Below are 18,906 nucleotides of genomic sequence, written 5' to 3' on the forward strand. Positions count from 1 at the left end.
GTCTCAGCCTTGCTGCTTACATTACCCGCATGCCGGGTGTGGCGCCGGAATCCGGAGACAGGATGAAAATCTCTTTGCCACCCGGGCCTGCGGCCAGAACCATACCTTCAGACATGCCGAACTTCATTTTCCGGGGTTTCAGGTTGGCCACCATCACGGTCATACGGCCTTCCAGATCTTCCGGTTTGTAGGCGGACTTGATACCAGCAAACACGTTGCGTTCGCCATGGCCTATATCAAGTGTCAGGCGAAGAAGCTTGTCTGCGCCTTCCACATGCTCGGCTTTGACGATCTTGGCGACCCGCAGGTCCACCTTGGCAAAGTCGGGGAATTCGATTTCCTCAGCCACAGGTTCCAGGTCTGCGGCCGGCGCCGCTGAGGGCTGACCGACGGCTGCCGGCATTTCTTCTTTCGAAGCGTCCAGCATTTTCTCGATCTGCGCCATATCCACCCGGTTCATCAGCGGCTTGAACTTGTCGATGCCGTGATTTTCCAGCAGGGCGGCGCGGTTGTTCCAGTCCAGGCGGGAGTTCAGGAACGACTGCGCGGCATCGGCGGTCTTCGGCAGCACCGGTGCCAGGTAAGTCATCAGCAGGCGGAACATGTTCAGGGCGTTGGTGCAGATGGCCTGCAGGTTGTCGTCCTGGCCTTCCTGCTTGGCAATCACCCAGGGCTGCTCATCGTTCACATACTGGTTCGCAATGTCTGCCAGCTCCATGATCCGGCGCATGGCGCGGCCGAATTCGCGGGCTTCGTAGAACTCGGCGATCTGCTCACCGGCATCGATAAACTCTTTCAGTTTGTCCTGCTCGGTGACCTTGCCCAGCTTGCCGTCAAAGCGCTTGGTAATGAAACCGGCGCTGCGGCTGGCGATGTTGACCACCTTGCCCACCAGGTCCGAATTCACCCGTGCGGCAAAGTCTTCCAGGTTCAGGTCCATGTCATCAACGCCACCGGTCAGCTTGGCGGCAAAGTAGTAACGCAGGTACTCCGGATCCAGGTGATCCAGGTAGGTGCGGGCCATGATGAAGGTACCGCGGGACTTGGACATCTTCTTGCCGTTCACCGTCACGAAGCCGTGGGCCCAGACCGCGGTCGGGGTACGGAAACCGGCATCGTGCAGCATGGATGGCCAGAACAGGGCGTGGAAGTTGATGATGTCCTTGCCGATGAAGTGGTACACCTCGGCGGTGGAATCTTTCTTCCAGAAATGCTCGAAATCGATGCCTTCGCGGTTACACAGATTCTTGAAACTGGCGAGGTAACCGATAGGCGCGTCCAGCCAGACATAGAAATACTTGCCCGGGGCATCGGGAATCTCGAAGCCGAAATAAGGCGCATCACGGCTGATGTCCCACTCCTGCAGGCCGGCATCCAGCCACTCGGCCAGCTTGTTGGCCACCTGCGGCTGCAGGGCACCACTGCGGGTCCACTTGCTCAGGAAGTCGTGGAACTCCGGCAGCTTGAAGAAATAGTGCTCGGATTCTTTCTCCACCGGCGTGGCGCCGGAGACTGCAGAGCGCGGGTTGATTAGCTCCGCCGGGGTATAGGTGGCACCACAGGCTTCACAGTTATCGCCATACTGGTCATCTGTCTTGCACTTGGGGCAGGTGCCCTTGATGAACCGGTCCGCCAGGAACATTTCCTTTTCAGGATCGAAAAACTGGGTAATCTTGCGGGTCGCAATATTCCCGTTTTCCTGGATCTGGCGGTAAATGTACTCGGAGAAATACTGGTTCTCCTCCGAGTGCGTGGAGTAGTAATTGTCGAAGCGGATGTGGAAGCCGGCAAAATCTTCCTGATGCTCCTGGCGAATCCGGTCAATCAGCTCTTCGGGGGTAATGCCCTCACGCTCGGCCCGCAGCATGATGGCGGTACCGTGGGCATCGTCGGCGCAAACGTAGTAGCAGTTGTGGCCCCGCATGTTCTGGTAGCGCACCCAGATGTCGGTCTGAATGTATTCCAGCAGGTGCCCCAGATGAATGGGCCCGTTGGCGTAGGGCAGGGCGCTGGTAACCAGAATATCGCGCTGTTGCTTGCTCGCTTGCGTCATGGTGATGTCCGAACCTTATGTTGATACGGGTTGGAAAGACAAACAGGGCTCAGGAGCATCGGCAACCGCTTGCTCCAGGTGAAGACCCCGTATGGTCAGAAACGGCCACAGATGATACCTTCCAAGCCATCATTTTTCACCTGCAATCAAGCTTATGTGCTTATTCCGGAGACCCCGATGACCCAGATATCCCAACAGGCCCTTGAGGCCGCCGTAAAAGAATACCGGGACCCGTACCTGAACAAAGACCTCTACGAACTGGGCGCGGTAAAAAGCCTGAGCGCAGACGAACAGGGCAAAGTCACCCTGATGGTCGAGTTGCCATACCCTTCAAAAGGCATCGCCGGCGGCCTGAAACAGATCGTCGCCAATGCCCTGGAATTTGTCGCCGGCGTTGAAAGCGCCGAAGTCCACGTGGGCCAGAAAATCCACGCCTGCAAAATCAACAAAGACCTCCCGGCCGTACCGGGCGTGAGAAACATCATCGCGGTAGCCTCCGGCAAGGGCGGCGTGGGCAAATCCACCACCGCCGTCAACCTCGCCCTGGCCCTGCAAGCCGAAGGTGCCCGAGTCGGCATCCTTGACGCCGACATCTACGGCCCCAGCATCGGCATGATGCTCGGCGTCCCCGAAGGCCAGCGCCCGGACGTACGCGAAAACAAATACTTCGTGCCCATGCAAGCTCACGGCTTGCAAGCCAACTCCATGGCCTTCGTCACCACCGACAAAACCCCCATGGCCTGGCGCGGCCCCATGGTCAGCGGCGCCGTTATGCAACTGCTCCAGCAAACCCTGTGGGATGAACTCGACTACCTCATCGTCGACATGCCCCCCGGCACTGGCGACATCCAGCTCACCCTCGGCCAGAAAGTCCCGGTAACCGGCGCCGTCATCGTCACCACCCCGCAAGACATCGCCCTGCTGGACGGCAAAAAAGGCATCGAAATGTTCCGCAAAGTCGACATCCCGGTGATCGGCGTCGTCGAAAACATGAGCGTTCACATCTGCTCCAACTGCGGCCACGAAGAACCCCTCTTCGGCCACGGCGGCGGCGAACGCATCGCAGAGGAATACGAAACCGTCTTACTGGGCCAGCTACCCTTGCACATGACTATCCGGGAACAGACCGACAGCGGCTCACCCACGGTTGTTGCTGAGCCGGATTCCGAAGTGGCCAGAAGATATCTGGATATTGCGAGAAGGGTGGGTGCTGAGCTGTCTACCCGGGAGCGCAATCTTGGTGGGACGATTTCCAGTGTTTCTGTAACGGAGCATTGACCAGAATCAGGTATAGAGGGACTCCAGCTCCGTAGTCTGTTCGCGGCATCAGGCCCTTCTGTCCAAAAATGTCGGAGGCCATGGATGGCCGGAGAGAAGCGCACAGGGGTGAGGCAAGCGTTTATGAAGCGGAGCTTCATGCGCAGCCGAACGACAGCAATCTGTGATTGCTGGCTGGACCCGCTTGCGGGTGCTCGTAGCGGTTTTTGGAAAGCGCCCCTCACTTCCTCAGACTCCAAACTAGCAGGCTACAAGGATCGCGAGCGCCAAGCCTTCGACAGCCATCAAGGGACAAGGTAAACTACGCCCCAATTTTTCCCAGCTGGAAACGAGAATTCACCCATGAGCATCAAATCCGACAAGTGGATCCGCCGGATGTCCGAACAACACGGCATGATCGAACCCTTCGAAGCCGGACAAGTTCGGGAAAACGAAAAAGGCCGCGTCATCTCCTACGGCACCTCAAGCTACGGCTACGACGTACGTTGCAGCAACGAATTCAAAATCTTCACCAACGTCCACAGCGCCACCGTAGACCCCAAAAACTTCGATGAAAACAGCTTCGTCAACTACACCGGCGACGTCTGCATCATCCCCCCGAACAGCTTCGCCCTGGCGCGCACCGTAGAATACTTCCGCATCCCCAGAAGTGTGCTCACTATCTGCCTTGGCAAAAGCACCTATGCCCGCTGCGGCATCATCGTGAACGTCACCCCGCTGGAGCCGGAGTGGGAAGGCCAGGTAACCCTCGAATTTTCCAACACCACCAACCTGCCGGCGAAAATCTACGCCAACGAAGGTGTGGCCCAGATGCTGTTCTTCGAATCCGACGAAATCTGTGAAACCAGCTACAAAGACCGCGGCGGCAAGTACCTTGGCCAGACCGGCGTGACCCTGCCCAGGACATGAACGCCAACCAGTTTCTTAAAGCCGTCTCACAACTGCAGGGCTGGCGCGAATGCGCCTTCCTGCTGACCCTGGCCGAACGGGCCTTCCCTAACTACGCACTGTTTGCAGACGCAGTCGGCATGAAAAGCGGCGGTAAAATGCGCCAGCTGCTCGACCTTGCCTGGGGCATGCTGCAAAAAGACGCCTCCGAAGCGGCCATCCCCCAGCTGCTGAGCAAGCTTGAAACCCTGAGCCCGAATGTCGACGAGCACGATGCCTACGGCGTATACCCGGCCTTCGACTTCTGCCAGTTGCTGGAGCAGGCCCTGCTCAACCGCCTGAACCCCAACAAGCATCGGGCAACCGAAGCATCGCAGCTGGCCACCAAGACCGTGATGGACTTCGTCGAAATGTCCGAAGGTGAGGGCATGGATGACGATGAACTGATCCGCATGTTCGAGCACCATCCCCTGCTCAAAGAAGATAAGCTGTTCCAGCGTGACACCGTGCTCGCCCTCAAGCGCCAGCGCACGCCCCGGGAAGACTTCATTGCCGAACTCAAGGCCGAGGCCGCCAACGACGGCGTCAGCAATCTCGGTATTTCCCTCGATAGCTGAGCCGTTCCGGCTCAGATTAAACTTGTTAGCTACCTGTTGAATTGCCTGTTGAACGGATAACTGCCATGAAACTCTCTGCTTTTGGTCGTAAATTTACCGCCGACGCCGGTATCACTTCCCTGATGGATGACCTTGGCAATGCCATGGCCTCCGGCGAGGGAATGATCATGATGGGTGGTGGTAATCCCGGGCACATTCCGGAGATTCAGGAGCGGGTGCAGGAAATCCTGGCGGGTATGGCGGCAGACGAAGAGCAGGTGCGCCGGCTGGTGGGTATCTACGATCCCCCTCAGGGTGAGAAGCAGTTCATTGCCTCGCTGGCGGAGTTGCTGAACAAGGAATACAACTGGGGCCTGAAGCCGGAAAACATCGCCCTGACCAACGGCAGCCAGGCCGCCTTCTTCATGTTGTTCAACATGTTTGGCGGTGAATATGGCGAGGGCCAGCGCAAGCACATCCTGCTGCCACTGGCGCCGGAATACATCGGCTATGCCGATGCGGGCATTGATGCAGACTTGTTCCGGGCCGTGCAGCCGGACATTTCATTTACCGATGCCCACGAATTCAAATACCGGGTGGATTTTGATGCGGTGGAGGTTACGGGTGAAACTGGTGCGATCTGTATCTCCCGGCCCACCAATCCCACTGGTAATGTCATCACCGATGAAGAGCTGGCCCGGCTTGAAGAAATGGCCCGGCAGCAGGGTATTCCGCTGATTGTCGATGGCGCCTACGGTACGCCGTTCCCGAGCTTGCTGTTTGTGGATGCGCAGCCCACCTGGAACGAGCAGATTATTCTGTGCCTGAGCCTGTCCAAGCTCGGCTTGCCGGCTGCCCGCACCGGTATCGTGATTGCCGCAGAGCCCATCATCAAGGCGTTGTCCGGCATCAATGCCATCATGAACCTGGCCACTGGCAGCTTTGGCGCCATGCTGGCGGAGCCACTGGTGCGTTCTGGCGAAATCCTGTCCCTTAGCCGGGATGTGGTGTGCCCCTTCTATAAGGCGAAAATGGAAAAGGCCGTGGCAGCGTTCCGTGACGCTATGGGCGAAGACAGCTGCCGTTGGTACATCCACAAACCGGAAGGTGCCATGTTCCTGTGGCTATGGTTTCCGGATTTGCCGATTTCCAGCCTGGAGCTGTATCAGCGCCTGAAAGAGCGGGGTGTGCTGGTGGTGTCCGGGCACTATTTCTTCCCGGGCCTGCCGGATGACGACTGGAAGCATCGTCACGAATGCTTGCGGGTTACCTACTCCCAGGATGATGCGCAGGTGGCGGAAGGCCTGCGCATCATCGCGGATGAGGTCAAAGCGGTATGGCGGGAGTTCGGCCGGGCCGGTCAGTCCTGAACCCGGGCATCTCTGAGTTTCAGTTCATATTCGCTGCCGTCCGGCTCTACCTGTAGCAGCCGGACCAGCAGGTAGTCCTGGGCCGGATCAAACCACATCAGGGTCTGGCGCCGGGCATTCTCGCCGCGAACCTTTTCCGCTTTCAGGGTGTTCATGGTGCGGCCCCGATCGCTCAGGCTGTCTTCATCAATCACCGAGAACCGGTCTTCATCGTAGTCACCCTTGTCGAGCACATGGTAGGTGACGTCCCGTTTGCCTGCTTTCAGGTCCTGGTGCAGCTGCAGCTGGTAGCCCAGCGGGTCCAGGGTGCCTTCCCTCAGCTCAACGTTGAACGACTCGCCCCGGTAAGAGCCCCTGGCCATACCTTTCTGCCAGTCGAAATCGATGGCCTGTTCGCGATCTTTAATCAGAAATCCTGACAACCGGTAGCGATAGCGCAGGGGAATGACCTGGCCGTCCTGCCACTTGAAGATCAGTGATTCGTCGATATCGGCAATGAAGGAGTCAACGTCTGTGCGGTACAGCCAGACGTTGTTGCCCTGGTCGGTCAGCGTGCGCACGCCTTCGCCGCTCAGGCTGACACCCTTCGACATGGAAGCGGTGTAGCTGGCTTCGTACGGGGTAAGCTCAGGGTTGGCGTCGGCAGCGCTGGCGGATAGCGCAAACAGGCCGGACAAAAGCCCGGCCAGCAGGGCGGAAGTTCTGGTGACAGCTGAGTTTCTTTGCATCCGGTTGCCTCTTTCTCTGTCTATGCTTGCGACAGTCTAGCTGCTCCCGGTGCTCAGGAGGATGACAATCTGTTCAGCTGGCTGTCAGCCGCATGGGGTGTTTCAGAAGTTTGCCGTCAAACTGGACGCCGTCGGCGGTCAGCTGAATGCGGCCTTCGCAGAACCAGCGCACCACAATGGGGTAAAGCACATGTTCCTGCTGCTGTACCCGCTCGGCCAGTGATTCTGCATCGTCGTCCGATTGAACCGCGACTTCGGCCTGTGCGATTACCGGGCCTCCATCGAGTTCTTCGGTAACGAAGTGAATGGATACGCCGTGTACCTTGTCGCCGGCATCGAGCACCCGCTGGTGGGTGTTCAGGCCGGTATAGGCTGGCAGCAGGGAAGGGTGGATGTTCAGCATCCGGCCCCGGAATGCCCGCACAAAGTCGGCGGTCAGAATGCGCATGAAACCGGCCAGTACGATCACGTCCGGGTTCAGTCGACGCAGCTCGGCCATCAGGGCGCCATCAAACTCTTCGCGGGAACCATACTTCTTATGGTCCACAACGAAGGTTTTGATGTTTGCCTGGGCTGCCCGCTCCAGCGCGAAGGCACCGGGGCGGTTGCAGCCAACGGCGAGGATTTCGCCGGGGAAATCCCGTTCACGGCTGGCGTCTATCAGGGCCTGAAGGTTGGTGCCGCTGCCCGAAGCCAGAACAACAATGGTCGGTAGCGGTGCTGGGTCTGCCATCATGCCTTCAGCAGCTCCGGTGCGTAGCGCACCTTCGGCTCGGCATCACTGGCATCGGCGGCTTCCATAACGCCAACCTGCCAGACTTTCTCGCCCATGGCATTGAGGGTATCGATGGCCAGGTCTTTCTGGTCAGCCGGTACACACACGATCATGCCAATACCACAGTTGAAGGTGCGGTACATTTCTTCAGCGGCCACGCCGCCTGCGTCCTGCAGCCACTGGAAGACCGGGGGCAGTTCCCAGCTATGGGTATCGATGGCGGCAACGGTGCCCGCCGGCAGTACCCGGGGAATGTTTTCCGGCAGGCCGCCACCGGTGATGTGGCACAGTGCGCGCACATCGACTTCGCGGATCAGTTGCAGCAGGTTTTTCACGTAAATGCGGGTCGGGGCCATCAGCGCATCGGCCAGGGTGCTGTCACCCATGGGCTGGCTGAGGTCCGCGTTGCTGACTTCGATGATCTTGCGGATCAGCGAGTAGCCGTTGGAATGCGGGCCGGAGGAGCCCAGGGCCAGCAGCACATCGCCTGGCTGTACACGGCTGCCGTCGATGATGTCGCTGCGCTCGGCCACGCCTACGCAGAAGCCGGCCAGGTCGTAGTCGTCGCCTTCGTACATGCCCGGCATTTCGGCAGTTTCACCGCCGACCAGGGCACAGCCGGAAAGCTCGCAGCCTTTACCGATGCCTTCTACTACCTGGGCTGCAATGTCGACATTCAGCTTGCCGGTGGCGTAGTAATCCAGGAAGAACAGGGGCTCGGCACCGCCAACGACCAGGTCGTTCACGCACATCGCCACCAGGTCGATACCGATGCTGTCGTGCTTTTGCAGCTGCATGGCAAGGCGAAGCTTGGTGCCCACGCCATCGGTGCCGGATACCAGTACCGGCTCCTTGTAACCTGCCGGGATGGATACCATCGCACCAAAACCGCCAAGACCGCCGAGCACTTCAGGACGACGAGTCCTGGCTGCGGTATTCTTGATGCGGTTGACCAGTTCGTTGCCGGCATCGATATCAACGCCGGCGTCACGATAGGTAAGGGAGGGCTTCTGTTCGCTCATGGAATGTTAACCGTTGGCCTGTGGGTCAAGCGGCGGATTTTAACAGGTGCGCACGGGGGCTCCAAATGGAATTCCCGCTTAGTCTCGGGAATTGCCTGCCTTTATTGCGAACCTGCAACAGGGGCTCTTGCTACTCTAGTCAAAGGTGATGGTGTATCCTGTGCGCCATTCATGGGAACGGCAGGGTGTTACATGACTGAATCACGACGGAAAAATTCCAGGCCTTGGCTGCTTTGGCCAGTATTGTCTGCATTGCTGGCCCTGGCCACTCCGGCCGCGGCAGTCTCTGTATCCGGGCTGTACAACGCCGACGTTCCGGTGCAGGGCGGTTCTGCCGCCGCGTTGCAGCAGGGCTATGCCGATGGTCTGCGCCAGGTAATGGTGCGGGTGTCCGGCAGTCGGGATGTATTGCAGCGAGAAGGCATTGATCAGGTGTTGTCCGAGGCGGAAAGCCTGTTGCAGGCCTACCAGGTTGGCAGCGAGGCTGGCCAGTCACGGCTGCGGATGAGTTTTGGTGCAGTTGGCGTTAACCGGGCCCTGGCCTCGATTGGTGCGCCGGTCTGGGGTGCTAACCGCCCACTGACCCTCGCCTGGGTGGCGGTAGAGGATCGCGGTAGTCGCAGTTTGCTGACCCGCTCCGGCGCCGGTGCCGAGTGGCGTGATGCGTTCCGGCAGGCGGCTGGTGTCCGGGGCTTGCCGATCGAATTTCCGTCCGAGAACCAGGGCAGTGACCGGGCGTTGCTGTCTGATCTTTGGGGGCAATTTATCGGGCGCATCCAGAAGGCATCTGAAGATGTCTCCTATGACGTCCTTGCCCTGGTCCGGGTGAGCCGCTCCGGCGGCCAGTGGCGCGCCGGCTGGGTTGTGGACGGCATGGGTATGGACGCTGCCGAGCGTTCGGTATCTGCCGGTAATCCGGATGACCTGGCCCAGGCCGTGGTCGATTACTGGGCCGAACAGTACGCCAGCCGCTACGCGGTTTCAGCCGGTGAAATCGGGGACTCGCCCAAGGTGGATGTGGTGTTCGACGGAGTATCCACACTGGCGGACTACGGGCGGATCAACAAGGTGCTTGAAGGCCTGACACCGGTAGTCTCGGTGAGCGCTGCCCGCATTCGCGGCGAACGGCTGACCGCGCGGATTGCGTTTACCGGCGAGCTGGAGCAGCTTAAAGAGTACATTGCGCTTGATCCGCGCTTTGTACCGGTTGAAGGTGAGTCCGAACAGACGCAGCCCGCCGATGAGCAGGATGCCGAACAGGCCTTTGAATCCCTCTATCAGGTGCTTAACTATCGCTGGCAGCCGTCCCCGGTTGTCAGCAGTGGTGAAGACGGCTGATAAATTGACGGAGGCAGCCGGGTGAAATCAACACAGTGGCGCTGGATTCCCAATGCCCTGACTTTCATGCGGATGGTGTTGATCATTCCGTTTGCAGGTGCGCTGCTGGATGGCAACTACCGGTTGTCATTGCTGATTTTCCTCGTGGCTGCCATCAGCGATGGCGTTGATGGCTTTCTCGCCCGCTATTTCAACTGGCGCACGCGGGTAGGGGCCATTGCTGACCCCCTGGCCGACAAGGCGTTACTGATTACCACCTACCTGATGCTTACCATCACCGGTATCCTGCCGGTGTGGCTGTTTGTGCTGGTTCTGGCGCGGGATATTGCGATTGTTGGCGGGGCATTGGCGTTTCATTACGGCATTGGCCGGTTCGAAATGGCGCCGAGTGTGCCCGGCAAGATCAACACGCTGGTGCAGATCCTGGTGGCCCTGGCCATTATCATCCTGCTGGCGGGCTGGCCGATGCAGCCCTGGGTGATTGATGCGGGCGTCTGGCTGGTGGCGGGTTCTGCCATCTTCAGCGGCTGCCACTATGTGATTGTATGGAGTTTGCGGGCCTTAAGGATGGAGCGATCATGACTACTGCCTCCCAGATGGCCCTAGGTGTCCGGCTGCGTGACGATGCCCGCTTTGACAATTTCCACGGCGACCGTAACCGCGATGCCGCCCGCAGGCTGGAAACCCTGTGTGAGCAAAACCACGATCTGCCGGTGATGGTGATCTGTGGCGATTCCGATACCGGCAAAAGCCATCTGTTACAGGCGGTCTGCCACAGGGTAGAGCAGCTTGGCCAGAGTGCTGTGTGTATCAGCATCGAAGAGTTGTTGCCATTTGGCCCGGATGCATTATCGGGGTTAGAGACCCGTCATGTAGTCTGTCTGGATGACCTGGACAAGCTGGCGGGCGATCCTCGCTGGGAAGAGGCGGTGTTCCATCTGTATAACCGGATCCTGGATCGCCGCGGTTTGTTAGTGGTGTCGATGTCGGAAGTGCCCGCCTCGTTACCCTTTGGCCTGGCGGATCTCGGTTCCCGGCTGGCCCACGGCCTGCTGGTGCAGCTGGGCGTGTACCGGGATGAAGACCGCATGCGCATCCTGGTGGCCCGGGCGGAACAGCGAGGCATGGTGATGACCGACGAAGTCGCCAGCTTCATCATGCGCCGGGCTCCCCGAAGGCTGGGCGAGCTGCTGGCCATCCTGGATTCTCTCGATGAGAACTCGCTGCAGGCCCAGCGCCGGCTCACCATCCCCTTTGTTAAAACCGTGATGGGCTGGTAGTCACAGATCAATAACTACAAGTGTTTACTGGAGAGACAACATGAGACGGGTTGTATTCAATCAGAAAGGTGGTGTGGGCAAGTCCAGCATCACCTGTAACCTGGCGGCCATCAGTGCGGCCCGGGGCAAGCGCACGCTGGTGGTAGACCTGGACCCACAGGGCAACTCCAGTCATTACCTGCTCGGCAAGCCTGCATCTGAACTGCGGGATACCGTGGCGGACCTGATGGAGCAAACCGTGGCGTTCAGCATGTTCAACCGGCGCCCGGACGAGTTTGTGCATGCCACGCCGTTTGATAACCTGTTTTTGCTGCCGTCCAGTCCGGAACTGGATTTTCTCGAGCGCAAGCTTGAAGCCAAGCACAAGATCTACAAGTTGCGGGAGTATCTGAAAAAACTCAGCGAGTCGTTCGATGAAATCTACATCGACACAGCCCCGGCCCTGAATTTCTATACCCGTTCGGCGCTGATTGCGGCCCAGCGTTGCCTGATTCCGTTTGATTGCGACGATTTCTCCCGCCAGGCGCTTTATAACATTCTCAACGAAATCCGGGAGTTGCAGGAAGATCATAACGAAGAACTGGTGGTTGAAGGTATCATTGCCAACCAGTTCCAGCCCCGGGCCAGCTTGCCGAGACAGCTGGTTAAGGAGCTGCTGGAGGAAGGTTTGCCGGTATTGCCGGTGAGGCTTTCCAGCTCGGTGAAGATGAAAGAATCCCACCAGAGCCGGCAGCCACTCATTCATATGGCTCCGAAACACGGCCTGACCCGTCAGTTCGAAGACCTCTACAGGGTGCTGCACGGGGAGTCGGTGGAGCTGGAACCGCTTCAGGATTGATCAGAACCCATGAGTGACGAAAACCAACACCTCGACCTGCTGACTGACGGACTGCTGCAGATAGAGATCGAACTCCGGCAGCTGGGAGTCTGGCAGGCCGAGCCGCCACCGCAAGAGGCGTTTCAGAGCACCCAGCCATTCTGCCTGGATACCATGGAGTTTCCGCAGTGGCTGCAGTTTGTGTTTCTGGAACGCATGAAAGTGCTGGTTGAGCACAATCATCCGCTGCCGTCTGCGTCCGGGATTGCGCCCATGGCGGAAGAGCATTTCCGGGGGCGTCCGGAATCCGGGCAGGGCCTGGTGAAGGCGCTGGAAGAAATGGACCGGTTGCTGACCCGGTCCTGAGCCCGGTAACTGGCCGGGTTATTCCAGCCGCATCGACAGGTCGATGGCCTTGACGTCTTTGGTCAGGGCGCCGATCGAAATGTAGTCCACTCCGGTCTCGGCAATTGGCACCAGGGTTTGCTCATTAATGCCGCCGGAGGCTTCAAGCCTGGCGCGGCCTGCAGTCAGCTTGACCGCTTCAACCATATCCTCCAGTGAAAACTCGTCCAGCATGATAATGTCGGCACCGGCGTCCAGGGCCTGGGTGAACTCGTCCATATTCTCGGTTTCCACCTCAACCGGTTTGCCCGGCGCAATGCGGTGCGCTTCAGCAACGGCCCGTGCGATAGAGCCACAGGCCGCGATGTGGTTTTCCTTGATCAGGAAAGCGTCCCACAGGCCGATCCGGTGGTTGTCACAGTCGCCACAGGTCACCGCGTATTTTTGCGCCAGCCGCAGGCCGGGCAGGGTCTTTCGGGTATCCAGCAAGCGTACCTTGGTATGGGCAACCCTGGCCGCGTAGCCGGCGCACTGGGTGGCGACGGCAGAGAGTGTCTGCAGCCAGTTCAGGGCAGACCGCTCAGCCGTCAGTAGCGAGCGGGCAGGGCCCTGCATGCGGAACAGTACAGCATCGGCCGGCACATCGTCGCCGTCCCTGAATAGCCACTCCAGCTCTACGTTGGGGTCTACCTGCCGGAAGACTTCGTTGACCCACTCCACACCGGCCAGCCTGGCGTTCTCGCGGGTGATGACCCGGCCGCGGGCGGTTTTGTCTGCCGGAATCAGCATGGCGGTGATGTCGCCGTCCCCGATGTCTTCCCGGAGGCTGTGGGCTACGGATTCAATACGGGCCTGTCGGAGCAGTTCGGGGGCAATCATGGTGTTTTTCCGCTGGTCAGTGGGGTGGAATTAACGGCTGCGGGGCAATTCTACTGCTACCCCGGCAATTCACAAAATGCCACCATGAATTTCAACGTCTTGTGTCGGACACAAATGGTGACAAAAACTGACACAAGGTGACGGCAACTGGTCGTATCATAGAGCTGCGGAGTAATATAAGTTTGTCACGCAGATTCGATCCCGGAGCAAGTCCATGGCGCACGATAGCAAGGTTGTCCGATTAGCTGGCCACAGGCTGGCGGGCGGGTTTACGTTGCCTGCTGCATTGGTCAGGTTGCGTGACACTGCGGGTCAGGAACTGAAAACCGTACTCGCCAGCTTTTTCGAACAGGCGGACGACAGCCTGTTCTCCCTGGCCGATCGTGCCGGTTCCAACAAAGATCAATCCGCCTATTTTGATGCCATGCGGGAGCTCCGGCTGCGCCGCCGGGCGATGTCGCTTTCCGTGTTGCAGTACGTCAGCCAGGCTTTTAACGAGCTGGGCCGGTTCAAGCCGGTGCGTTCCGGCGGCTCCCTGGAAGAGGTTAACCAGGACACCCTGAGCCTGGTCGAGCATTCCGAGCTTGAAGAGCAGGTAGCCGTTGAAAGCCTGACCAATCGCCTGCGTAACCGCCACCAGGAGCAGGTTCGCATGCTTGCGGCCCGGGTACGGCACCTGGTTCCTGAGCTGGAGCTGGCTGATGACCAGATTCCCCTGAGCGCCGAGGTTATTTGCGGCGCTATCGCTGAAGCCTGTTCAGACCTGGATATCGACATCCGGGCCAAGCTGGTTGTCCTGAAACTGTTCGAGCGCTTGCTGGCAGACAAGCTGGAGCAGTTCTACCAGAAATGTAACCAGACACTGATTTCCGAAGGCGTGTTGCCGGGCATGAAGAATGCTCCGGTCGGCCGTGCGCCGGCGCCTTCAAGGCCAGCCAGCCAGCCGGTTCCGCCCGCCGCGCAGCAGCAGGCCGGGGCAATGCCCCAGGCTCCTGCTGACGATGCCGGCAGCCAACTAGCCAGTGCTACCTTCAACGAATTGAGCGCTTTGCTGCGGCAAGGTGGCGATGCCGGTGTTGTTTCCCGGCCCGCCGCTGGCGGCAATGTGCTGGACACCAGTCGCTTACTGGCTCGCCTGACCGAGCTACAGGCACTCAGCCGGGATGAGGCACAGGTTGAGCAGGTTATGCCCCTTCGGGAGCAGCTGCAGCCGGTATTGCAGCCCGCTGAAGGTTCCAGTGTTTCTGTCACCCAGGTCGACGGCGATGTGATCAACCTGGTGGGCATGTTGTTTGACTTCATCCTGGATGACCGTCAGCTGCACCCGGTGATGAAGTCGCTGATTGGCCGGTTGCAGATTCCGGTGCTGAAAGTGGCCCTGAGCGACCGCAACTTCTTCAACCGCGGTGGCCATCCGGCGCGCAAGTTGCTGAACGAACTGGCGCTGGCGGCAATCGGCTGGAATGAAAAGCGGCCGGGCATGCGTGACCCCCTGCGGGAAAAAATCGAAGAAGTGGTCGGCCGGGTGCTGGCAGAGTTCACCGACAGCGTCGACCTGTTTGAAGAACTGCTGAAAGACTTCGGCCACTTCATGGACCTGGACCGTCGCCGCCGTGAGCTGGTCGAGCAGCGCTTGCGTGATGCCGAAGAGGGCCGGGCACGGCAGGAAAGGGCAAGCCAGGCGGCAAAAGATGTCATGCTGGAGCAGGCCGAAGGCCGGGACATTCCCGAGGCTATCCGAGCATTGCTGGACGGCCCGTGCACCCGCTATCTGCAGTGGATCATGCTGCGTCAGGGCGAAGAAAGCCCTCAGTGGCAAGATGCCTGCGAACTGGTCACCCGCCTGATCTGGACGGTAGACCCGAGCCCGATTACCGATTCTACCCGTGCCGAGTTGCTGAGGGCGATTCCGGGTGTTGTGGAAGACCTGCGGGCAGCCCTCAAGGAAATTTCCTGGGACCCGTTTGCTACCGACAATGCCGTTCGCGACCTGGAGCTGGCCCACGTAGATGCGTTCCAGAAGCTGGTAACCGCACCGGTAGAGGTTGAAGACGAGCCGGTTGTGGACGAGCTGCCTGAGGTTTCAGAACCTGAGCCGGCTGTCCAGGCCGAGCCAGAAGTCGCCTTGACTCCGGAGCCTGTGCCCCAGCCAGAAGTTGCGCCAGAACCAGAGCCGGAGCCCGAAGCTACCATAGATCCGGAATGGCTTGCCCGGGCGGATCAGATGCGGGTTGGTTCCTGGGTGGAGCTCAAGCGCGACGACGACACCCGCCTGCGTTGCAAGCTGGCAGCGTTTATCAAGGCTACCGGCAAGTACATCTTCGTGAACCGCAGTGGTGCCAAGGTGGCCGAGTATCAGCGGGAAGAACTGGCGACAGCCATGCAGTCCGGTTTGATCGGCATGCTGGACGATGGCCTGATTTTTGACCGGGCCCTGGAATCCATCATCGATAACTTGCGTTACAGTCGCAAGGACTGACCGCTGCAGGCGACTCCGTGGCATCGGAATGGACTTTGTGATTCAATCTCCGGATCGAGTCACCCATTGCGTATCTGGATGTACCTTGCCTGATCAACACTTCAACGCCCGGGTCGAACAGCTTCGAGCGACGGGCCGGTTCCCGGATGCCCGCTGGTGTCCTTCCCCGAATTTCGGCCCCCGCCCCGAGGGTGTTGCCATTTCGTTACTGGTGGTACACAACATCAGCTTGCCGCCGGGCGAGTTCGGCGGTGGCCATATCGAGGAATTCTTCTGTAACCGGCTGGATCCTCACGCCCATCCCTATTTCCAGACCATTGCAGATTTGCAGGTTTCCGCCCACGGGCTTATCTGCAGAGACGGCTCGGTGGTCCAGTTTGTCAGCTGCCTGGACCGCGCCTGGCATGCCGGGCGCTCCTGTTTTGAGGGCGAGGAAGAGTGCAATGACTTTTCCATCGGTATCGAACTGGAAGGGGCAGACGACGTGCCCTACACCGATGCTCAGTATCAGTCCCTGGCCCGACTGGCTGCCCTGGTTCGGGCAGCCTGGCCGGAGATTACGGCAGAGCGGATTACCGGCCACTGCGATATTGCCCCGGGCAGAAAGACGGACCCCGGTGAGGCCTTCCAGTGGGCGCACTTCCATCGCGTTTTAAGCACAACGGAGAATGCCTGAATGGTACTGGTGGTTTTTCTGCTCGCCTATGTGATCCGGCAGCGCCTTGATCGGCTCGGTGTGTTATCCAGTGATGACCTGTGGCGATCCTGGCTGCATATCGGGACCCGCAGCAAGGCCGGCAAAGAAGGTTCCCTGTTTTTAGGGCTGTTACTGGTTCTCGGCCCCGCCGTGCTATTGGGGGCCCTGGTTCTGGCGGCCGGTTACGGTGGTATTCGTGTTGTGGTTTACCCTGTGGAACTGATCGTTCTGGTGCTGATGATGGGCGTGCCCGGCTGGCGCCCCGTACTGGAGGCCTACACCGAGGCCTGGAGCCGCGGTGACATGCAGGGAGCCTGGCATCATATCGAAGACCGCTTGCCGGAGGATGAGCGGGGCAGTGCGCAAAGCGCAGAAGTGATGCATTTGTCGGTTTCCCGTGCCTTGATGGTATCGGTGTTCGAGCGGTTTTTCCTGGTGGTGTTCTGGTATGTGGTTGGCGGAATCTGGCTGGCAGTCATTGCCCGTGGACTGGTGGCACTGGCAGAGCAGTGGCCGCAGCCAGCGGCCCGGCAGCGCTTTGCCATCGCGGCAGACATTATGGCCTGGGTGCCGTCTCGTTTGCTGGCTTGTACCTTTGGCGTGGCTGGGGACCTGGCGGGCTGGTCCCGATCCATCCGTCTGGTGGTGCCGGGGTTGGGCAAGCCGACAGACAATGTGCTGATGACCGCTGCCAGCGGCTCCCTGACGGGCTATGCCCTGGATCCGGAACGGTTCGGCCAGGTATATGCGGATGACTGGCCGAAATTCGGTGGCCGTAGCATTCGGGCCATGCGGGATTTGCTCAGCCGCAGCATGCTGGTGTGGATCTGCGCCATCGCGCTGTTGGTGATTGCCGGGATTGTATGATGCCCGGCAGGCAGGAATCCGGCCCTCAGAGGCCGGATTTTTTTTGCTCCCAGAGAATTTCCTGGGCGCCGTCCCGGCGGGCCAGTACCCGCGCAACTACGAACAGTAGGTCAGACAGCCGGTTCAGGTAGTGGCGGGAGGCTGTGTTGATGGAGTCTTCGTGGCCCAGGGCCACAACGACCCGCTCGGCGCGCCGGCAAACAGCGCGGGCCATGTGGCAGTGAGCTGCCGCAGCGGAGCCACCGGGCAGGATGAAGTTCTTCAGGGGAGGCAGGCCTTCGTTGTAATGGTCCAGCGTGGTTTCCAGCCAGGTGATGTGCTCATCCCCGATGACTTTGCTGCCCGGAATGGCAAATTCCCCGCCCAGGTCGAACAGGTGGTGCTGGATGCGACGAAGCACCTCAATCAGCGCGTCCTCCGCCGGTAAGGTTTCCACCAGAATACCGATATGGCAGTTCAGCTCATCGGCGGTTCCCATCGCTTCCACTCGCTGGGCGTTCTTGGCAATCCGGTTGCCATCGGCCAGGCCGGTAGAGCCATCGTCTCCGGTGCGGGTGTAGATCTTTGACAGGCGATTGCCCATGGTTTGAACTCCCTTCTGTAGTGATCAGTTGAGTTGTTTTACCCGTTCGGTGAGCATTTGGTTCACCGGTGCGGCAATGTTGTACCGATGGCCCAGACGGGCAAGGTAACCGTTGATGAAGTCTATCTCGGTTTCTCTTCCCGCCAGCATATCAGCCCGCATCGACGACGTGTTTGCAGCGGTTTTCCGGGCCACGGCTTCGATGGTTTCCCGCAGGATTTCCGGTGCAGCTGAAGGTTGCCCCGCGGCATCCAGAAGCTGGCTGATTTCCTGGCACAGCGGATCGATCCATTTCAGATAGAACGGCTGGCCCAGAATCTCACCGTTTGGGGAGTCGAGCAGGGCGGTAAAGGGGTTGATGCCGGCATTGATAACCAGTTTCTGCCAGAGCCGGCCGAGAATATCCGGTTCCGGCTGGACTGCCAGTCCGCTGGTGGCAAGCTGCTGCGCCACCGGTTCTACATGGGCTTGCCCGGCAGGGTTAAGTGCTCCTAGCCAGGTAGTACCGCGACCGGCGTGAACCGTCAGGCCTGGCTGCGGCCGGTTGGCACCTTCGGTGGTGGAGGCCGCGAGCACGGGCCTTTCCGGCCAGGTTTCGGCAACCTGTTGCTGGCTCCCGAGTCCATTCTGGAACAACACGATGGGCGTTGATGGTGGCGTTGAGGGCAGGGCAGACGTGAGGGCTTCTAGAGTGTCGCCGGCTTTGGTGGTCACCAATAACAGGTCTGGTGATTGGCCGGGCTGGAGCCAGGGAACGGTGACGCTGAGTGGCTCGCCTTCGATGGGCTGAAAGCGGTAGTGGACAGGTTCCGGGTGTTGGCCCGGGCGGGGCACAAACGCTACCTGCCCGGCAGGTAGCGTTGCGGCCCAGAGCCGGCCCATAGAGCCGGCGCCGAGTATGGCAATCATGG

The 18,906-nt window shown here is 59.6% G+C and carries 19 protein-coding genes; 12 read left to right on the forward strand and 7 right to left on the reverse strand.

What is annotated here, in order from left to right; genetic code table 11:
• Positions 1-16 precede the first annotated feature (16 nt).
• The gene (metG, locus tag B2589_RS10240; protein ID WP_286816517.1) at positions 17-2,053 is read right to left on the reverse strand and encodes a methionine--tRNA ligase; all 2,037 of its coding nucleotides are present in this window, start codon (positions 2,051-2,053) and stop codon (positions 17-19) included.
• Positions 2,054-2,230: 177 nt separating this feature from the next.
• On the opposite strand from metG, the gene apbC reads away from it, so the two are divergent.
• The 4 genes from apbC to B2589_RS10260 all read left to right on the forward strand — a co-directional run bounded on the left by apbC (position 2,231) and on the right by B2589_RS10260 (position 6,185).
• Complete coding sequence (apbC, locus tag B2589_RS10245) at positions 2,231-3,331, forward strand: iron-sulfur cluster carrier protein ApbC (protein WP_286816518.1); 1,101 nt, start codon at positions 2,231-2,233, stop codon at positions 3,329-3,331.
• A gap of 342 nt (positions 3,332-3,673) precedes the next feature.
• Positions 3,674-4,240: a dCTP deaminase gene (gene dcd / locus B2589_RS10250; protein ID WP_022990087.1), complete on the forward strand. Its 567-nt coding sequence runs from the start codon at positions 3,674-3,676 to the stop codon at positions 4,238-4,240.
• Complete coding sequence (locus tag B2589_RS10255) at positions 4,237-4,836, forward strand: YjaG family protein (RefSeq protein WP_286816519.1); 600 nt, start codon at positions 4,237-4,239, stop codon at positions 4,834-4,836. Before dcd ends, B2589_RS10255 begins: the two co-directional genes overlap by 4 nt.
• 65 nt (positions 4,837-4,901) lie before the next feature.
• On the forward strand, positions 4,902-6,185 hold the full coding sequence (locus B2589_RS10260) for a valine--pyruvate transaminase (protein WP_286816520.1): 1,284 nt from the start codon (positions 4,902-4,904) through the stop codon (positions 6,183-6,185).
• Here B2589_RS10260 and B2589_RS10265 read toward each other — a convergent pair.
• The 3 genes from B2589_RS10265 to purM form a co-directional block, all read right to left on the reverse strand.
• A complete protein-coding gene (locus B2589_RS10265) occupies positions 6,176-6,913 on the reverse strand; it encodes a DUF3108 domain-containing protein (protein WP_286816521.1) in 738 nt (245 codons plus the stop codon). The genes B2589_RS10260 and B2589_RS10265 overlap by 10 nt on opposite strands.
• 73 nt (positions 6,914-6,986) lie before the next feature.
• A complete protein-coding gene (gene purN / locus B2589_RS10270; RefSeq protein ID WP_286816522.1) occupies positions 6,987-7,649 on the reverse strand; it encodes a phosphoribosylglycinamide formyltransferase in 663 nt (220 codons plus the stop codon).
• Positions 7,646-8,710, reverse strand: a complete 1,065-nt coding sequence (purM, locus tag B2589_RS10275; RefSeq protein ID WP_058340627.1) for a phosphoribosylformylglycinamidine cyclo-ligase — start codon at positions 8,708-8,710, stop codon at positions 7,646-7,648. The genes purN and purM overlap by 4 nt, the downstream gene beginning before the upstream one ends.
• A gap of 192 nt (positions 8,711-8,902) precedes the next feature.
• Here purM and B2589_RS10280 point away from each other — a divergent pair, with 192 nt between their 5' ends.
• From B2589_RS10280 to B2589_RS10300, 5 genes are read left to right on the forward strand one after another with little or no spacing between them, the layout of a single operon-like run.
• Positions 8,903-10,048, forward strand: coding sequence for a DUF2066 domain-containing protein (locus B2589_RS10280; RefSeq protein ID WP_094625638.1), 1,146 nt, complete (start codon positions 8,903-8,905; stop codon positions 10,046-10,048).
• A 21-nt stretch (positions 10,049-10,069) separates the two neighbouring features.
• The gene (locus B2589_RS10285) at positions 10,070-10,630 is read left to right on the forward strand and encodes a CDP-alcohol phosphatidyltransferase family protein (RefSeq protein ID WP_286816523.1); all 561 of its coding nucleotides are present in this window, start codon (positions 10,070-10,072) and stop codon (positions 10,628-10,630) included.
• Complete coding sequence (hda, locus tag B2589_RS10290; protein ID WP_058340625.1) at positions 10,627-11,328, forward strand: DnaA regulatory inactivator Hda; 702 nt, start codon at positions 10,627-10,629, stop codon at positions 11,326-11,328. Before B2589_RS10285 ends, hda begins: the two co-directional genes overlap by 4 nt.
• 40 nt (positions 11,329-11,368) lie before the next feature.
• Positions 11,369-12,166 carry a ParA family protein gene (locus tag B2589_RS10295; RefSeq protein WP_286816524.1) on the forward strand — a complete coding sequence of 266 codons (798 nt, stop codon included), beginning with the start codon at positions 11,369-11,371 and terminating at the stop codon, positions 12,164-12,166.
• A 9-nt stretch (positions 12,167-12,175) separates the two neighbouring features.
• Positions 12,176-12,511 (forward strand): YqcC family protein, encoded by a 336-nt coding sequence (locus tag B2589_RS10300; protein ID WP_022990097.1) that lies wholly within the window; start codon positions 12,176-12,178, stop codon positions 12,509-12,511.
• 18 nt (positions 12,512-12,529) lie between these two features.
• On the opposite strand, the gene nadC is transcribed toward B2589_RS10300, so the two are convergent.
• Entirely contained in the window at positions 12,530-13,369 is an 840-nt protein-coding gene (nadC, locus tag B2589_RS10305; protein WP_199455864.1) for a carboxylating nicotinate-nucleotide diphosphorylase, read from the reverse strand.
• 214 nt (positions 13,370-13,583) lie between these two features.
• Here nadC and B2589_RS10310 point away from each other — a divergent pair, with 214 nt between their 5' ends.
• The 3 genes from B2589_RS10310 to B2589_RS10320 all read left to right on the forward strand — a co-directional run bounded on the left by B2589_RS10310 (position 13,584) and on the right by B2589_RS10320 (position 17,412).
• Positions 13,584-15,848, forward strand: coding sequence for a DUF1631 domain-containing protein (locus B2589_RS10310; protein ID WP_286816525.1), 2,265 nt, complete (start codon positions 13,584-13,586; stop codon positions 15,846-15,848).
• An 85-nt stretch (positions 15,849-15,933) separates the two neighbouring features.
• The gene (gene ampD / locus B2589_RS10315; protein ID WP_228285773.1) at positions 15,934-16,524 is read left to right on the forward strand and encodes a 1,6-anhydro-N-acetylmuramyl-L-alanine amidase AmpD; all 591 of its coding nucleotides are present in this window, start codon (positions 15,934-15,936) and stop codon (positions 16,522-16,524) included.
• Positions 16,525-17,412 carry a histidine kinase gene (locus B2589_RS10320; RefSeq protein WP_286816526.1) on the forward strand — a complete coding sequence of 296 codons (888 nt, stop codon included), beginning with the start codon at positions 16,525-16,527 and terminating at the stop codon, positions 17,410-17,412. It abuts the gene before it with no gap.
• Positions 17,413-17,437: 25 nt separating this feature from the next.
• Here the strand turns inward: B2589_RS10320 and B2589_RS10325 are convergent, their stop codons facing one another.
• On the reverse strand, positions 17,438-17,995 hold the full coding sequence (locus B2589_RS10325; RefSeq protein WP_286816527.1) for a cob(I)yrinic acid a,c-diamide adenosyltransferase: 558 nt from the start codon (positions 17,993-17,995) through the stop codon (positions 17,438-17,440).
• Positions 17,996-18,019: 24 nt separating this feature from the next.
• Positions 18,020-18,904 (reverse strand): ketopantoate reductase family protein, encoded by an 885-nt coding sequence (locus B2589_RS10330; RefSeq protein ID WP_286816528.1) that lies wholly within the window; start codon positions 18,902-18,904, stop codon positions 18,020-18,022.
• Positions 18,905-18,906: the final 2 nt, after the last annotated feature.

The organism is Marinobacter sp. UBA3607, from assembly GCF_002375525.1.
GTDB classification, from domain to species: domain Bacteria; phylum Pseudomonadota; class Gammaproteobacteria; order Pseudomonadales; family Oleiphilaceae; genus Marinobacter; species Marinobacter vinifirmus.

Excerpts from the sequence above, each read along its gene's own strand:
- purN (WP_286816522.1), bottom strand. The coding sequence starts at position 7,649 with ATGATGGCAGACCCAGCACCGCTACCGACCATTGTTGTTCTGGCTTCG.
- B2589_RS10330 (WP_286816528.1), bottom strand. The coding sequence starts at position 18,904 with ATGATTGCCATACTCGGCGCCGGCTCTATGGGCCGGCTCTGGGCCGCA.
- purM (WP_058340627.1), bottom strand. The coding sequence starts at position 8,710 with ATGAGCGAACAGAAGCCCTCCCTTACCTATCGTGACGCCGGCGTTGAT.
- hda (WP_058340625.1), top strand. The coding sequence starts at position 10,627 with ATGACTACTGCCTCCCAGATGGCCCTAGGTGTCCGGCTGCGTGACGAT.
- B2589_RS10265 (WP_286816521.1), bottom strand. The coding sequence starts at position 6,913 with ATGCAAAGAAACTCAGCTGTCACCAGAACTTCCGCCCTGCTGGCCGGG.
- dcd (WP_022990087.1), top strand. The coding sequence starts at position 3,674 with ATGAGCATCAAATCCGACAAGTGGATCCGCCGGATGTCCGAACAACAC.
- metG (WP_286816517.1), bottom strand. The coding sequence starts at position 2,053 with ATGACGCAAGCGAGCAAGCAACAGCGCGATATTCTGGTTACCAGCGCC.
- B2589_RS10310 (WP_286816525.1), top strand. The coding sequence starts at position 13,584 with ATGGCGCACGATAGCAAGGTTGTCCGATTAGCTGGCCACAGGCTGGCG.
- B2589_RS10280 (WP_094625638.1), top strand. The coding sequence starts at position 8,903 with ATGACTGAATCACGACGGAAAAATTCCAGGCCTTGGCTGCTTTGGCCA.
- B2589_RS10325 (WP_286816527.1), bottom strand. The coding sequence starts at position 17,995 with ATGGGCAATCGCCTGTCAAAGATCTACACCCGCACCGGAGACGATGGC.
- B2589_RS10300 (WP_022990097.1), top strand. The coding sequence starts at position 12,176 with ATGAGTGACGAAAACCAACACCTCGACCTGCTGACTGACGGACTGCTG.
- nadC (WP_199455864.1), bottom strand. The coding sequence starts at position 13,369 with ATGATTGCCCCCGAACTGCTCCGACAGGCCCGTATTGAATCCGTAGCC.
- B2589_RS10295 (WP_286816524.1), top strand. The coding sequence starts at position 11,369 with ATGAGACGGGTTGTATTCAATCAGAAAGGTGGTGTGGGCAAGTCCAGC.
- B2589_RS10260 (WP_286816520.1), top strand. The coding sequence starts at position 4,902 with ATGAAACTCTCTGCTTTTGGTCGTAAATTTACCGCCGACGCCGGTATC.
- B2589_RS10320 (WP_286816526.1), top strand. The coding sequence starts at position 16,525 with ATGGTACTGGTGGTTTTTCTGCTCGCCTATGTGATCCGGCAGCGCCTT.
- B2589_RS10255 (WP_286816519.1), top strand. The coding sequence starts at position 4,237 with ATGAACGCCAACCAGTTTCTTAAAGCCGTCTCACAACTGCAGGGCTGG.
- apbC (WP_286816518.1), top strand. The coding sequence starts at position 2,231 with ATGACCCAGATATCCCAACAGGCCCTTGAGGCCGCCGTAAAAGAATAC.